Origin of the sequence: Mycolicibacter heraklionensis (assembly GCF_019645815.1) — a bacterium.
Lineage (GTDB): Bacteria > Actinomycetota > Actinomycetes > Mycobacteriales > Mycobacteriaceae > Mycobacterium > Mycobacterium heraklionense.
The window spans coordinates 633,172-647,994 of the sequence record NZ_CP080997.1 but is presented as its reverse complement, the minus strand read 5'-3'; the positions used below and the strand labels follow the sequence as shown (position 1 = coordinate 647,994).

Below are 14,823 nucleotides of genomic sequence, written 5' to 3'. Positions count from 1 at the left end.
CGGCTAACCGTAGGACTCACCGGGACTGCCCGGTTGGCCGGCAGCACCGTTCGGATCACCGGCGCCACCGCTGCCAGGCTTGCCGGCCGCTCCACCCGGGACCCCCTGCCCGCCGTCACCGCCGTTGCCTCCCGCGCCGCCCGGCCCGACCGATCCGCTCCCAGCCGCCGTCCCACCGGCGCCTCCGGTGCCCCCGTCCCCACCGGCTGCCGCGGCGTTGCCGTCCCCGGCATTGCCCCCGTTTCCGCCCTTCCCGCCGGCTCCGCCATCGGGATGAGCGGCCGTCCCGGCACCACCGGCACCACCGGTGCCACCCTTGCCGCCTCCGCCGGCTTCACCTCCGTTGGGATGGCCGAGCATGCCGTCACCGCCATTGCCGCCGTCACCGCCATTGCCGGCGGTGGCCGTGGGCGATCCCGCAGCCCCGCCGTTGCCGCCGGCACCGCCGGCACGAGCGTGGCTCGGGTTGCCGCCGTAGCCGCCGGAGCCACTGTCGCCGCCGCGGCCGCCGTTGCCGCCGTCGCCCTGGGCTGAGCCGGCCAGGCCGTCGCCGCCGTTACCACCGGGAGCGCTGAAGCCGCCGGGTCCGGCGTTGCCCATGAACACCAGGTTGCCGGCGTTCCCAGAGGCGCCGCCGTCCCCGCCGTTACCACCGCTCGGGTGCTCGGCGGTGCCCGCGCCGCCGTTACCGCCGTAGCCTCCGGAGCCACCGGGGCCGCCGAAGCCGGCCACCGCGTTGCCACCGTCACCGGCGGCGCCGCCGTTGCCGCCGTCACCGCCGTCGTTGCCCCAGCCGCCGTCACCGCCGTCACCACCGCGTCCGCCCGCACCGAACAGCGAGATGGCGTTGCCGCCGAGTCCGCCGTCACCACCGTTGCCGGCGGTGCCCGACACGCTGTCCAGTCCGTCACCACCCCAACCGCCGTCGCCGCCGTTGCCCATCAGCCAGCCGCCGACACCGCCGACACCGCCGTCGGCACTGGCCCCGCCGTCGCCGCCCCAGCCGCCGTTGCCGATCATCTTGGCGTCGCCGCCGTCCCCGCCGTTGACGCCGAGTTCGGTGTCTTCGGAGGCGCCCGGGTTGTAGCCGTTGCCACCGTCGCCGAACAGCCATCCGCCGTCGCCGCCGTCGGGGTGATCCACCGTGCCGTCGACGCCGTTACAGATCAGGCCGCAGGCACCGTCGACGGCGAACAGCGGGTTGATGATCGGGTCGAGCAGCACCCCCGGACCTTGGATCCACAGCTCACCGAGGTCGTGAACGGTCGCGTAGAGCTGGTTCTGGAACAGCCCGGCGAAGACGACCTCGACCACCGATGCCCAGGTGTAGATGTCGTTGCCCACCACCTGCGAAAGATCCAGCGCATCGGTGGCATCTGCCGGTTCGGGCAGCGCCAACGCCCCCATACCCGCGGCGTCGAGGAGTTGGTCGAACAGGTCGTCGAAGTCGGCGTATGCCGGTGCCGCAGGCGCCAACCCCAGCGCTAAGCAGACCCCCACCGAACTCGCCGAGGCGAAGGTATGGCGGTTCCTGCTGAGACGCCCCTTGCTGCCGCGATCGACCATTTCCCGCCCCTCCGACTGACTCACCCCTGAGCAACTACTGAGTGGGCGGAGCTTAGCCACCGAGACTTGGAGCCACAAGGGCGGTATTTGAACGGAAAAACTGCCGTAAGTGCGGAATTCGTTTAACGGCCTAACAGGCGCATCTTCTGTTCGTTGTACTCGTCGTTAGTGATCAGCCCGCGGTCGCGTAGCTCGGCGAATTCGCGGATCTCCGCGGCGATGCCCATCATCGAGGGGCCGGGGGTGCCCTCGGTGTCACCGGGCTGCGAGTCAGCCGTGGAGTCGCCCGCCGCGCGCTGCGGCGTCTGAACCCGCGCCGGCGATTCCGCGTCGGCGCCGCCACGGCCGCGGCTGACCGACCCGGCCAGGGCGCTGCCCCCCATGCCCGCCAGCGCCATCTGGCTGAACGCGGTGCCGGCACCGCTGAGCGATGCCGCCGGGGCACCGCCGAGGCTTGGGCCGGCCAACGGCTTGGTGTAGGACAGGCTCCGGATCTCCGGGGCGTTGGCCGCCCAGTTGATCGGCACCGACAGGTTCCCGGAGGTGATCGCCTCGCCCATCGCCGCCGACATCGATGAGACACCGGGCACCATCGGCCGCGACGGGGTCAACGGGGAGAACAGATCGATGTTGCGCAGGATCTCGTACTCCACCATCCGCAGCTGGTCCTGCTCGTAGAGGATCTCTCGGGTACTGGCGTCTCCGGCCGCCCAGGCGCCGGCAGACATGATCAGCCCCACCGCCGACACCGCGCTCACGCCCAACAGGTCCGAAAGACTCGGCCAGGTGAGCAGGTCCTCGGGTCCCTGCGCTATCCCGGGCAGCGTTGCGGCCGCGGTCTGCAGCAGCGAGTTGTTCGGCGACCCGGAGATCCCCGACGCCAGCTGGCCGAGCAGGGACTGGACGTCCGACGACGACGAGGTGGCCTCGGCGGTCCCGACCGAGGCGGCCTGGCTGGCCGGCCCGGCGGGATTGCTGGTCTGCGGCGGATTCTGGAACGGTGTGAGCCCGGTGGCGGCCGCCGACGCCGCGGCGTAGGCGTACATGGCGGCGGCATCCTGAGCCCACATCTCGCTGTATTCGGCCTCGTTGGCGGCGATCGCGGCGGTGTTGGTGCCCAAGACATTGGTGGCGATCAGCAGCAGCAACTGAGCTCGGTTGGCCGCCACCACCGACGGCGGCACGGTCGCGCTGTGCGCCGCCTCGTAGGCCGCCGCCGCCGCGTTCGCCTGGGCGGTCGTCTGGTCGATCTGCGCCGCCGTGGCGGTCATCCAGGCCACGTAGAGCGCGGCGGCCCGGGTCAGCGATTCCGACGCCGGCCCCAGCCAGGCCTGGGCGGTCAGCTCAGCGATCACCGATTCGTACGACGCGACCGCCGAGTGCAGTTCGGCGGAGAGTCCGCCCCAGGCGGCGGCAGCGGCGCGCATTGGCGCGGAGCCCGGCCCGGTGTAGATCCGCAGCGAGTTGATCTCCGGTGGCAGGGCAGCGTAATTCATCACTGACCCCCTCCCCGGGCTCATGAAAGCGGCGTGTGTGTATTTGTAACCCAAAAGCTAGCGGTTGACCGGGCATTCCGGATTTGCGGAGGCCGTTCCGGCCGCGCACCGAGACGGCGATCACAGCCGCACGCTGCGATAACATGCGCGCGTGCGGATGTTAATCACCGCGTTTCGTGATCTGCAGTGGCGACTGCGCCGGTTCATTGTCGCCGCGGTGGGCACCGCGATGGTGTTCGCCCTGACTCTGGTGCTGGCCGGGTTGACCCACGGGTTCCGGGTCGAGGCGGAGAATGTGGTCGATTCACTGGGCATCGACGGCTATCTGATCCAGACGGCTGCGGTGGGCCCGTTCATGGGCTCGTCGCGGTTCCCGCAGGCCGAAGCCGGCGACGTCGCCCGAGTTTCCGGCGTGCAGGCGGCGTTGCCGGTGGTCTACGGCAACACGATCCTGCAGGACGGCCGCTCGCCGCTGAACGTGAATATCTACGGTGTGCCCAAGGCCGCGATGCCGCCGCTCACTGCCGGCCGAGCTCCGACCGAACCCAATGAGATCGCGATGTCGACGACGCTCAAGCGCTCCGTCGGCGACGAGATCGAACTGGGCGCGGACAAGCTGCGGATCGTCGGCCTGGTGGAGAAGTCCACCACGCTGGCCGGCCAGCCCAATGGTTTCCTGACCGTGGCGGGCGCGCAACGACTGATGTATTCCGGCCAGCCGGTGGCCTCCGCGATCGGCATTCGGGGCACGCCCGCGCACGTCCCGGAGGGCTACCGGGTGGTGGACCGGGCCGCCGCCGTCGACGACATGGTTCGCCCGCTGGCGGGTGCACAGATGGCCCTGTCGTACATGTCGGTGCTGCTGTGGGGCGTCGCCGCACTGATCGTGGGCTCCCTGATCTACCTGTCGGCGCTGGAACGCACCCGCGACTTCGCGGTGTTCAAGGCGCTGGGCGTCACCACGTGGATGGTGCTGGCCGGGTTGGCGCTGCAGGCGGTGGTCGTCGCGGTGGCCGCGGCAGTGCTCGGCGGCGTCCTGGCGGTGTCGATCGGGCCGCTGTTTCCGATGCTGGTGGCGGTGACCGGGTCGTCGTTCGCCCTGCTGGTCCTGACCGCGGTGGGAATCGGTCTGCTGGCCAGCCTGGCGGGACTGCGGCACGCGGTGGCCGTAGACCCGGTGCTGGCGTTCGGGGGTCCGTAACTCATGGGGGACCTGCGGATCCGTGATCTGGTCATCGAATACGCCACCGGCGGCGGGGAACCGATCCGTCCCATCCACGGCCTGAGCCTGGACGTTCCGGCCGGCTCACTGGTGGTGGTGCTCGGTCCCAGCGGCTGCGGCAAGACCACGCTGCTGTCGTGCCTGGGCGGCATCTTGAGTCCCACGAGCGGTCAGATCCAGTTCGGCGCCACCGACGTGACCGCACTGAGCCGGCGCGACATCACGTCCTACCGGCGGCGCACCGTCGGCATCGTCTTCCAGGCGTTCAATCTGGTGCCGAGCCTGACCGCGCTGGAGAACGTGATGGTGCCGATGTGGGCGGCCGGGTGGACCCAGTGGTCCGCCCAAGAACGTGCCCGGGATCTGCTGTCGCGGGTCGGTCTGGCCGACCGGACTCACCACCGGCCCGGGCAGCTCAGCGGCGGCCAGCAGCAGCGGGTGGCGGTGGCGCGCGCCCTGTCCCTAGATCCGCCGCTGATCCTGGCCGACGAACCCACCGCGCAACTGGACTACGTGCGGGCCGGCGAAGTGGTGCAGCTGCTGCGGGTGCTGGCGGCGGGCGATCGCGTCGTGGTGGTGGCGACCCACGACACCCGGATCGTCCCGCTGGCCGACATCGTCATCCAGCTGTCGCCGACCGCCGCCCCGGCGCGCCCGCAGCAGGCGCCGGTCCTGTTGGGTCCCGGCTCGGTGCTGCTGGAGCAGGGCACCGTCGAGGACCTGATCTACGTCGTCACCGAAGGCGAGGTGGAGATCGCTCCCGACTCGGCCGGCGCCGGCGACGGGCTGCTCAAGATCGGCAAACCGGACCACTACGCCGGCCAGCTCGGACCCATGGTGCGGATCCCCCGCTCGGCGACGGTGCGTGCCCCACGCGAGGCAACCGTCGTGAGTTATACCGTGGACGCGTTTCGCCGGCAGTTCGGCCGCCCACCGCTTCCCGACGTTCCTAACGAACCGGCATCAACCTGATCAATACCGCGTCGCGGCGGGCCGAACCGAGCATGCGCCACGCGATGATGCTGTACATGGCAGATTTGACCCGCCGGGCTGCTTTGCGCCTCGGGGTCGGTGCCGCGGGGGCTGTAGGCCTATTCGGCGTGGGTGTGGGGCGGTACCCGGCCGAGTCGCGGGCGACCGGCAGTACCTATCCGACCCGGGAATCCGGCTCGTTCGTGTCGGCGGCCCGCGGCGGGGTGGAGACCAACTGGATCATCGCGCGGCCGCCCGGGCAGACCGCTCCGCTGCGGCCGGTGATCGCGTTGCACTGCAAGGACGGCGACGCGGCCTGGGTGATGGATCTGGGCGTGGAAGAAGAGCTGGCGAAGCTGACCGCTTCGGGCCGGCCGCCGTTCGCGGTGGTGGCCGTCGACGGCGGCAACACCTACTGGCGCCGGCACAGCTCCGGTGAGGACTCCGGTGCGATGGTGCTGGGGGAGCTGATCCCGATGCTGGCGGAGAAGGGCCTCGACACCACCCGAGTCGGGTTCATGGGCTGGTCGATGGGCGCCTACGGCGCGCTGCTGCTGGGCAGCCAGCTGGGTCCGGCGCGCACCGCGGGGATCTGTGCCATCAGCCCGGCGATCTACATGACCTATTTCGGCGCGCCCGCCGGGGCATTCGACAGCGTCGACGACTGGCGGACGAACTCGGTTTTCAACCTGGTGCCGCGGCTGGCCCGGATCCCGTTGCGGGTCGACTGCGGGACCGGAGACAGCTTCGCCTACGCGACCAAGAGTTTCATCGGCCAACTGAATCCGCCGCCGGCAGGCGGGTTCTCCCCGGGCGGTCACGACGTGTCCTATTGGCAGGAGCAGCTTCCGGCGGAGTTGGCTTGGCTGGATTCGTGATCTAAGAAGACGCCCGCCACCGCCGAGTGTGCGTTTTGGGTGGCATCACGCGAAAAGCCCCGCGCAGAACGCACATTCGGCACCGGTGTCCGACTTCTCCGGACGCTACCGCGCGAATCGCCGAAGCCGGAGGCTATTCGTCACCACCAAAACCGACGAGGCCGCCATCGCCGCGCCCGCGATCATCGGGTTGAGCAATCCGGCCGCCGCGAGCGGGATCGCCGCGATGTTGTAGCCGAACGCCCAGACGAGGTTCTGCCGGATGATTCGCAGGGTGCGTGCGGACAGCCGCAGCGCAGTCGGAACCGTGCCGAGGTCACCTCGCACCAGCGTCACGTCACCGGCCTCGATGGCGGCGTCGGTGCCGGTGCCCATCGCCATCCCGATATCGGCGGTGGCCAGCGCCACCGAGTCGTTGACGCCGTCGCCGACCATGGCCACCCGTCGGCCCTGCGCCTGCAACCGCTTGACCGCCTCGGCCTTGTCCGCGGGCAACACGTCGGCGATGACGTTGACCGGATCGATCCCGACCTCGCGGGCCACCATCCGCGCCACCGCTGCGCCGTCACCGGTGAGCAGCATCGGGGTGATGCCCATGGCCTTGAGCTCGGCCACCGCGGCCGCGCTGGTGGGCCGCACGGTGTCGGTCAGGGTGATCGTCCCGCGCGCCCGACCGTCCCAGGAGACCTCGACGGCGGTGCCGGTTTCGTGCGCGGCAGCTGACCGAGCGACCTCGACTCGCACACCGTCGACCACCCCGGTCACACCCTGGCCGGGACGGCTGGCGAACTCGGTCACCCGGCCGATCTCAAGGCCGGCGGCGGTGGCCCCGGCGACGATGGCCGCGGCGATCGGGTGCTCGGACGCCGATTCGACGGCGGCGGCTCGGCCCAGCACGGTGTTGGGGTCCTCGCCGCGGGCGACCGCGAGACCGCCGACCGCCATGACGCCGGTGGTGATGGTGCCGGTCTTGTCCAGCACGACGGTGTCGATGTCCTTGACGGCCTCTAGGACCTGCGGGTTCTTGATCAGAATGCCGAGCTGCGCGCCGCGGCCGGTGCCGACCAGGATTGCGGTCGGCGTGGCCAGCCCAAGCGCACACGGGCAGGCGATGATCAGCACGGCGACGGCCGCGGTGAACGCCGCCGCGACGGATGCACCGGTCAGCAGCCAGCCGGCCAGGGTGAGCGCGGCGATCCCCAGCACCGCGGGCACGAACACCGCCGACACCCGGTCGGCGAGCCGCTGGACCGACGCCTTGCCGGCCTGGGCGTCGGCGACCATCGTGGCCATCCGGGCCAGCTGGGTGTCCGCGCCGACCTTGGTGGCGCGGACCAGCACCAGCCCGGTGGTGTTGAGCGAGCCGCCCAGTACGTCGGCGCCGACGCCCACGTCGAGGGGCAGTGATTCGCCGGTCATCGCCGAGGTGTCCAGCGCGGTGGCGCCGTCGATGACCACGCCGTCGGCGGCGACCCGCTCCCCCGGCCGGACCACGATGACGTCACCCACCCGCAGGTCGGCGATCGGCACCCGGACCTCGGTCAGCACACCGTCCTCGCGCCGCATGACCGCGGCGTCTTTGGCCCCGAGTTCCAGCAGTTCCCGCAGCGCCGCGCCCGCCGACCGTTTTGCATACGATTCGGCGTAGCGGCCGGCCAGCAGGAAGACCGTGACGACGGCCGCCACCTCGAAATACAGGTGGCCCGCCCCGGTGAAGACCGCAACCGCCGACCACAGGTAGGCGGCAAGGGTGCCCAGCGAAACCAGGGTGTCCATGGTGGCGGCGCGGTGGACGGCGGTGCGCAGTGCGGCGAGGTGGAACGGGTAGCCGCCCCACGCCACGATCGGGGTGGTCAGCGCGAATGCCACCCACTGCCAGCCGGTGAACTGCCAGGCCATCACCATCGACAGCGCCACCACGGGCACGGCCATTAGTGCCGAGCCGATCAGCCGGGAGCGCAGTTGTCCGACAGGCACGTCGGTGTGCTCGCCGGAGTGCTCGTGCGCGGCACCGATCACCGCGGCCTGGTAGCCGCATGCCTGAACGGCGCGCACCAGGTCGGCTGGCGTGACGTGCGAGTCGTGTTCGACGTGGGCCCGTTCGACCGCGAAGTTCACTGTGGCGTGCACCCCGTCGAGCGCGTTCAAGCCGCGCTCCACCCGCGCCGCGCACGACGCACAGGTCATTCCCCGCAGTTCGAGGTCGGTGGTGATCACCCCGTCGATGATACCCCCGTGGGGTATCCCACCGCTGGGGCGCGGCGGGCCCGACGCAGACGCGCGGTGCCCACCACCGCCAGCACCCCTGCGGCCGTGGCCAACGCCCATGCCAGCAGCAGCATCCGTGGCTGGTAGGTCACCGAGGTGGTGGCCGGTTCGCTGTCGATGACCGGCGCGACCAATACCAAATAACGCACCTGCAACCAGCTCATCGCGCAGCCCGCCGCCGCGGCGGCAGCTAAGGCCAGCTCGACAAGAGCACGGAGAACCGGGGCGGTCCTCACCAGGACGATCCGTCCTCGACGTCGGTTTCGGCTGGACCGCCGGGTGCGACCGTCTCTGGAATCAGCTCGCTGAGCGCGGCACGAAGCCTGCGATGGTCACGCGCCCAGGCCTGCACCGTGCGCCGCCCGGACAGCCTGAGACCGATGCCCACCCGGCGTCGGGGCACCCCGCTCAGCTCGCCCAGCGCCCGGGATTCCTGCCACTTCTGCGGTTGCTGCTTGCCCCAGCCGGTGGGACGCTCAGCCTCGGGATAGATCGCCTGAATGTCGGCGACCCGGATGGTTTCGGTGCCCTGCCGCAGAGTGACTGGCGTGAGCTCGACGGAGGTGTGGATACGCGCCGCCTTCACCTGGATGGCGAGCATCGCCGAGACCAGCACCAACAACACGCCGGGAACCAGGGGTTGAAAGCCGTAGCCACCGGAGTTCTGAATCAGCACCAGCAGTCCCGCCGAGATCGGGCCGAACAGCACCCAATACCAGCTGGCACCGTGCTCGAAGAACAGCGGTGCGGGTTGCGGCTGGGGTTCAGACATGTCGGGTCAGCCTAACGCGGCCTCGAGGTTCACAGCACCTGGCCGCAACGTCCGGCCGGTTTTATTGATTCTTATGTTACGCGCAAGTAGGCGGGGTTAGATTTCTGCTTGCGTACATGTTTTACACAGGTTTGCCGCGACTTGGAGATGAAACAGCAGGATGATGCGCCGCAACAACTCCGCCACAAAGCGCCACATCAGCAGCCAGATCGTCGGGTTTACCGCGACCGCGGGCGCGTTTCTGGCGTTCGGGGTGGCGCCGCTGGCTGCCGCTCCGGGGGCCCAGGCCGATTTCGATGACGCGCTCGACGCAGCCTTCGCACCCTTCCTCGACACCACCACCAACACCCTCGACTGGGACGCGGTGCTCTCACCCTCGGCGTGGGACACCTTCCTGGCCCCGGCGCACTGGGACACCGTCCTGACCGAACTGGGCGGTTTGACCGCCCCCGGCCCCGCCGCCGCCGACCCCAACACCTGGCTGCTGCAGTACGTCTACACCCCCCTCCACACCGGCATCGAAGCCTGGATCCACAGCGACCTCGGCCAACAAATCAACTCCCTCATCAACCAACCCTTCCAGGACCTGACCGGTAGGCCCCTGATCGGCGACGGCATCGACGGCACCGCCGAACACCACGACGGCACCGACGGCGGCTGGCTGTTCGGCGACGGCGGAAACGGCTGGAATAGCACCGAATCCGGCGGCATAGGCGGAGCCGGCGGCAACGCCGGCATGTTCGGCAACGGCGGCACCGGTGGCAACGGAGCAGACGGCGGCCTCGGCGGCAACGGCGGAGACGGCGGCAACGGCGGCTGGCTGATGGGCAACGGCGGCACCGGCGGCGACGCCGGTGCCGGCACCTACACCGGCCCCGGCGACCTCCCCGCCCTCGGCGGCGCCGGCGGCAACGCCAGCACGCTGCTCGGCGCCCACGGCGACCACGGCCACTACGGCACCCTCGACGGTGCCCCGGCAGCCGTCGCCGGGATCACCACCGCCGGCACCTGGATCACCGACGCCGACGGTCGGGTTCTCGTGCTGCACGGGTTCAACGAGGTCTACAAGATCCCGCCCTATGAGCCGTCCGCTGGCGGGTTCAGCGACGACGACGCGGCGTTCCTGGCCGCCAACGGCTTCAACTCGGTACGGCTGGGCGTCATCTGGGCGGGCGTGGAACCACAGCCCGGCGTCATCGACTACAACTACCTCGCCTCGATCAACCAGACCGTGCAGATCTTGGCCAACCACGGCATCGTCAGCATCATCGACTTCCACCAGGACGACTTCAGCCCCGTCTTCGGCGGCGAAGGCGCACCGGAGTGGGCCACCCAAACCGGTGGGCTGCCCAACCCCGACATCGGCTTCGGACTCAACTACGCACTCAACCCCGCACAGAACCACGCCTGGGACATGTTGTGGTCCAACGCCAAAGGGCCCGACGGCGTGGGCCTTTTGAATCACTACGCGCGGATGACCCAAGCCGTTGCGGACTACTTCAAAGACGACCCCAACATCGCCGGCTACGAGATCATCAACGAGCCCTGGGCCGGCTCGACTTGGCTGTCAACGATATTCGGCAATTCCTTCTACGAAGCTCAGCAGCTGACCCCGTTCTACAACCAGGTGAGCGCGGCGATCCGGTCCGTCGACCCCACCACACCGATGATCTACGAGCCGAACACCCTGTTCAACGAGGCAGTGCCGACCCAGCTGGGTGCGGTGGACGACCCGCACGGCGTCTTCGCATTCCACGACTACTGCATGTTGACCAGCATCAGCGCGGCCTTCTCACCACTGTGCCCGGGGTACATCGAGCTACTGGCCGCGAACGGCGAGGCATACACGAGCAGGTACGACGTGCCGGGGCTCATCTCGGAGTTCGGATCCGGAAACGGCGCCGCGGAAGCCGTCATGGTGATGAACGCTGCGGACCAGCGCATGTGGGGCTGGTCGCAATGGGCCTACAACGGGGTTCCCGCCATCACCGGCACCGCCCCGGGCAATGCGCTGGTCTTCGACCCCAGCAAGCCGCCCGTCGGCGACAATGTCGATTGGTCCAGGCTGGAAGCGACGTCGGCGCCGTACGCGCAGGCCGTTGCCGGCACCCCGACCTCCTGGTCGTTCGACTCCGGCACTTTCCAGCTGAGCTACTCCACCGAGATGGCCGGCGGCACAGGCCACTTCGCCGCCGGCTCCCAGACCGAGATCTCGGTGCCGCCCATCCAGTACCCGGACGGCTATCAAGTCACGGTCACCGGCGGGCATGTGGTCTCGGCCCCTGGCGCGCCGGTGCTGGTCATCGCATCAGACAGCGGCGCGAGCACCGTCAGCGTCGTGGTGACTCCGGCAAGCTAGGAGGTACGCCTCAGCATGAAAGCCCAAATCAGCAGTCGAGTTGTCGGGTTTACCGCGACCGCGGGCGCGTTTCTGGCGTTCGGGGTGGCGCCGCTGGCTGCCGCTCCGGGGGCCCAGGCCGATTTCGATGACGCGCTCGACGCCGCCTTCGCACCCTTCCTCGACACCACCACCAACACCCTCGACTGGGACGCGGTGCTCTCACCCTCGGCGTGGGACACCTTCCTGGCCCCGGCGCACTGGGACACCGTCCTGACCGAACTGGGCGGTTTGACCGCCCCCGGCCCCGCCGCCGCCGACCCCAACACCTGGCTGCTGCAGTACGTCTACACCCCCCTCCACACCGGCATCGAAGCCTGGATCCACAGCGACCTCGGCCAACAAATCAACTCCCTCATCAACCAACCCTTCCAGGACCTGACCGGTAGGCCCCTGATCGGCGACGGCATCGACGGCACCGCCGAACACCACGACGGCACCGACGGCGGCTGGCTGTTCGGCGACGGCGGAAACGGCTGGAATAGCACCGAATCCGGCGGCATAGGCGGAGCCGGCGGCAACGCCGGCATGTTCGGCAACGGCGGCACCGGTGGCAACGGAGCAGACGGCGGCCTCGGCGGCAACGGCGGAGACGGCGGCAACGGCGGCTGGCTGATGGGCAACGGCGGCACCGGCGGCGACGCCGGTGACGGCACCTACACCGGCCCCGGCGACCTCCCCGCCCTCGGCGGCGCCGGCGGCAACGCCAGCACGCTGCTCGGCGCCCACGGCGACCACGGCCACTACGGCACCCTCGACGGCGCCCCACCCGGTGGCGTCTCCGACCTCGGCACCACCGGCACCTGGATCACCGACAACGACGGACGAGTGGTCCTCCTGCATGGAGTAAACGAGGTGAACAAAGAGGCGCCGTTCACGTTGTCTGCGGCGGGTTTCAGCGACGACGACGCAGCGTTCCTGGCCGCCAACGGCTTCAACTCGGTGCGGGTCGGAGTCATCTGGGCCGGGGTGGAGCCCCAGCCCGGCGTCATCGACTACGACTATCTCGCCTCGATCCGAGAGACGGTGCAGATCCTGGCCAACCACGGCATCTACGCCATCCTCGACATGCACCAAGACCTCTACAGCGCCTCACTCGGTGCCGACGGCGCACCGGAATGGGCAGTGCTGACCGGCGGACTGCCCAATGAAAACTACGGCTTCCCGTGGACCTACGCGCTCAATGCGGCAGAGAACCACGCTTGGGATGCGTTCTGGTCCAACGCCAAAGCACCCGACGGCATTGGTCTCCAGAACCACTACGCGCAGATGTGGGAACACGTCGCGAACTACTTCAAAGACGACCCCTCCGTGGTCGGCTACGAACTCATGAACGAGCCGTGGGCCGGATCATCATGGCTGTCAACGATATTCGGCAACTCCTATTTTGAGGCGCAACAGCTGACCCCGTTCTACAACCAGGTGGACGCCGCGATCAGGGCGGTCGACCCGGCCACGCCGGTGTACTTCGAACCGAACACCCTGTCCGGCAACCTTCCGATCCCAACCCACCTGGGCACGGTGGACGACCCGAACCGAGTGTTCGCGTTCCACGACTACTGCCTCACGACGACGTTCATCGCCGGCAGCGACTTCGGCTGCTCGCTGTGGGAATCGATCGTCCAGGGCTACGCCGAGGACTATGCGGCAGCGCAGCACATACCCGCAACGATCACCGAGTTCGGTGCCACCAACGACACCGCCGTGCTGACCGACACCCTGAACCAGGCCAGCCAGCAGGAGTACAGCTGGCTGTATTGGCACTACGGCAGCCGATTGGTCCACGACCTCAGCGAAGCGCCGTCGGGTGCCAACGTCGACACCTCGGTCTTGGCAACGCTCGCTGAACCGTACGCGCAGGCCGTTGCCGGCACCCCGACCTCCTGGTCGTTCGACTCCGGCACTTTCCAGCTGAGCTACTCCACCGAGATGGCCGGCGGCGCCGGCCACTTCGCCGCCGGCTCCCAGACCGAGATCTCGGTGCCGCCCATCCAGTACCCGGACGGCTATCAAGTCACGGTCACCGGCGGGCATGTGGTCTCGGCCCCTGGCGCGCCGGTGCTGATCATCGCCTCGGACAGCGGCGCCACCACCGTCACCGTCACCGTCACGGCCGCAGTCGGTCCGGCCTGAGCGGCGTGACCTCAGGCACCATCAGATGTTCGCTGAACCGCTGAACACGGACAGCTTGAGCGACCGGGCTATGCTTAATCCCATCGAGATCAACACCCGCAAATTGGGTTACTTCGTGGCCGTTGCCGAAGAGTTGCACTTCAGCAAGGCCGCGGAACGTGTTCACCTGGCCCAGCAGGCCCTCAGTCGCCAGATCAAGGAACTCGAGAACCTGGTTGGCGCCAAGCTGCTGGAGCGCACCACCCGCAAGGTGACGTTGACGCCCGCTGGTGAGGCCTTCCTGGCGGGAGCTCGCACCGCGCTCGCCGCTCTTGACGAAGCTGCATCCGCCGCCCGGCGAGCCGCGCGCGGGCTGGCCGGCACGCTGCGGCTGGGCTACGTCCCCGGTGCCGCCCTCGAACTGACACCGTTGATCCTGGCCGAGTTCGCCGAACGCCACCCCGCCGTCGTCGTTGAGATGCAAGAGTTTCCGGTCCACGACTCATCGGCGGGCCTGGCATCTGGGGCCGCCGACGTGGCGTTCGTGCGGCTGCCGAAGGGCATACCCAACATCGAGACGGAGGTCCTGTTCGTCGACCCGGTGGTGGCGATGGTGCCGAACTCGCACCACCTCGTCGGACGGGGTTCGGTGTCTGCGAAGGATCTCGTCAGTGACCCGATCACCAACGGGGACACCGTTGACGAGGCCTATCGCGCATTCTGGTGTCTGGAGGCGGCACGCGACGAGTCAACCAAGGCCCGCCTCGTTCCCATCACCTCGATCACCGAGGAAGCACAAGTGGTCGCGGCCGGAGCGGCTATCGCCGTCACCAGCGCAGTGGTCATGAACTTCATGCCGTTGCCGGGCGTGCGATTCCTGGCGATCAACGACTGGCCCGGCTCGGCGATCGCCCTCGGCTGGCACCGCGGCGAACGCTCCCCTTTGGTTGCCCAGTTTCTCGAGGTCGCGCTGTCAGTGCGGGACCGCGAGTCCGAGCTCGTCCACACCATGGAGAACAGGCCGACCACCGCCTGAATTCAGCACACTGCCGTTGTCAATGAGCCGGCGGTTTGGTGTTTCCGTTCGCGGCTGCCGATTGTCAGGATTGACGCAGGAATTATTAGAATTCCTGCTCAGA

The 14,823-nt window shown here is 69.1% G+C and carries 11 protein-coding genes; 6 read left to right on the top strand and 5 right to left on the bottom strand.

The window, feature by feature from the left end:
- Nucleotides 1–3 precede the first annotated feature (3 nt).
- Both K3U94_RS02995 and K3U94_RS02990 read right to left on the bottom strand, forming a co-directional pair.
- Nucleotides 4–1,566 (bottom strand): PGRS repeat-containing protein, encoded by a 1,563-nt coding sequence (locus K3U94_RS02995; protein ID WP_220695529.1) that lies wholly within the window; start codon nt 1,564–1,566, stop codon nt 4–6.
- A 122-nt stretch (nt 1,567–1,688) separates the two neighbouring features.
- The gene (locus K3U94_RS02990; protein ID WP_220695528.1) at nt 1,689–3,062 is read right to left on the bottom strand and encodes a PPE family protein, SVP subgroup; all 1,374 of its coding nucleotides are present in this window, start codon (nt 3,060–3,062) and stop codon (nt 1,689–1,691) included.
- A 157-nt stretch (nt 3,063–3,219) separates the two neighbouring features.
- Here K3U94_RS02990 and K3U94_RS02985 point away from each other — a divergent pair, with 157 nt between their 5' ends.
- The 3 genes from K3U94_RS02985 to K3U94_RS02975 are packed head-to-tail and all read left to right on the top strand — an operon-like array spanning nt 3,220 to nt 6,134.
- Nucleotides 3,220–4,263 (top strand): ABC transporter permease, encoded by a 1,044-nt coding sequence (locus tag K3U94_RS02985; RefSeq protein WP_220696644.1) that lies wholly within the window; start codon nt 3,220–3,222, stop codon nt 4,261–4,263.
- A 3-nt stretch (nt 4,264–4,266) separates the two neighbouring features.
- A complete protein-coding gene (locus K3U94_RS02980; RefSeq protein ID WP_047319669.1) occupies nt 4,267–5,256 on the top strand; it encodes an ABC transporter ATP-binding protein in 990 nt (329 codons plus the stop codon).
- Between the two features lie 44 nt (nt 5,257–5,300).
- Nucleotides 5,301–6,134, top strand: coding sequence for an alpha/beta hydrolase (locus K3U94_RS02975; RefSeq protein WP_220695527.1), 834 nt, complete (start codon nt 5,301–5,303; stop codon nt 6,132–6,134).
- 105 nt (nt 6,135–6,239) lie between these two features.
- Here the strand turns inward: K3U94_RS02975 and K3U94_RS02970 are convergent, their stop codons facing one another.
- The 3 genes from K3U94_RS02970 to mce1N are packed head-to-tail and all read right to left on the bottom strand — an operon-like array spanning nt 6,240 to nt 9,174.
- Complete coding sequence (locus K3U94_RS02970; protein ID WP_220696643.1) at nt 6,240–8,321, bottom strand: heavy metal translocating P-type ATPase; 2,082 nt, start codon at nt 8,319–8,321, stop codon at nt 6,240–6,242.
- Nucleotides 8,322–8,347: 26 nt separating this feature from the next.
- Complete coding sequence (locus tag K3U94_RS02965; protein ID WP_047319667.1) at nt 8,348–8,638, bottom strand: hypothetical protein; 291 nt, start codon at nt 8,636–8,638, stop codon at nt 8,348–8,350.
- Nucleotides 8,635–9,174 carry a transport-regulating membrane protein Mce1N gene (mce1N, locus tag K3U94_RS02960; RefSeq protein WP_047319666.1) on the bottom strand — a complete coding sequence of 180 codons (540 nt, stop codon included), beginning with the start codon at nt 9,172–9,174 and terminating at the stop codon, nt 8,635–8,637. The genes K3U94_RS02965 and mce1N overlap by 4 nt, the downstream gene beginning before the upstream one ends.
- 160 nt (nt 9,175–9,334) lie before the next feature.
- On the opposite strand from mce1N, the gene K3U94_RS02955 reads away from it, so the two are divergent.
- The 3 genes from K3U94_RS02955 (at nt 9,335) to K3U94_RS02945 (ending at nt 14,720) form a co-directional block, all read left to right on the top strand.
- Complete coding sequence (locus K3U94_RS02955; RefSeq protein ID WP_267878340.1) at nt 9,335–11,533, top strand: cellulase family glycosylhydrolase; 2,199 nt, start codon at nt 9,335–9,337, stop codon at nt 11,531–11,533.
- A 15-nt stretch (nt 11,534–11,548) separates the two neighbouring features.
- Nucleotides 11,549–13,705 carry a cellulase family glycosylhydrolase gene (locus tag K3U94_RS02950; RefSeq protein WP_220695526.1) on the top strand — a complete coding sequence of 719 codons (2,157 nt, stop codon included), beginning with the start codon at nt 11,549–11,551 and terminating at the stop codon, nt 13,703–13,705.
- A 70-nt stretch (nt 13,706–13,775) separates the two neighbouring features.
- Nucleotides 13,776–14,720, top strand: a complete 945-nt coding sequence (locus K3U94_RS02945) for a LysR family transcriptional regulator (RefSeq protein WP_047319730.1) — start codon at nt 13,776–13,778, stop codon at nt 14,718–14,720.
- Nucleotides 14,721–14,823 lie beyond the last annotated feature (103 nt).

Excerpts from the sequence above, each read along its gene's own strand:
- K3U94_RS02985 (WP_220696644.1), top strand. The coding sequence starts at position 3,220 with ATGTTAATCACCGCGTTTCGTGATCTGCAGTGGCGACTGCGCCGGTTC.
- K3U94_RS02980 (WP_047319669.1), top strand. The coding sequence starts at position 4,267 with ATGGGGGACCTGCGGATCCGTGATCTGGTCATCGAATACGCCACCGGC.
- K3U94_RS02970 (WP_220696643.1), bottom strand. The coding sequence starts at position 8,321 with ATGACCTGTGCGTCGTGCGCGGCGCGGGTGGAGCGCGGCTTGAACGCG.
- K3U94_RS02995 (WP_220695529.1), bottom strand. The coding sequence starts at position 1,566 with ATGGTCGATCGCGGCAGCAAGGGGCGTCTCAGCAGGAACCGCCATACC.
- mce1N (WP_047319666.1), bottom strand. The coding sequence starts at position 9,174 with ATGTCTGAACCCCAGCCGCAACCCGCACCGCTGTTCTTCGAGCACGGT.
- K3U94_RS02990 (WP_220695528.1), bottom strand. The coding sequence starts at position 3,062 with ATGAATTACGCTGCCCTGCCACCGGAGATCAACTCGCTGCGGATCTAC.
- K3U94_RS02975 (WP_220695527.1), top strand. The coding sequence starts at position 5,301 with ATGATGCTGTACATGGCAGATTTGACCCGCCGGGCTGCTTTGCGCCTC.
- K3U94_RS02955 (WP_267878340.1), top strand. The coding sequence starts at position 9,335 with ATGATGCGCCGCAACAACTCCGCCACAAAGCGCCACATCAGCAGCCAG.
- K3U94_RS02950 (WP_220695526.1), top strand. The coding sequence starts at position 11,549 with ATGAAAGCCCAAATCAGCAGTCGAGTTGTCGGGTTTACCGCGACCGCG.
- K3U94_RS02945 (WP_047319730.1), top strand. The coding sequence starts at position 13,776 with ATGCTTAATCCCATCGAGATCAACACCCGCAAATTGGGTTACTTCGTG.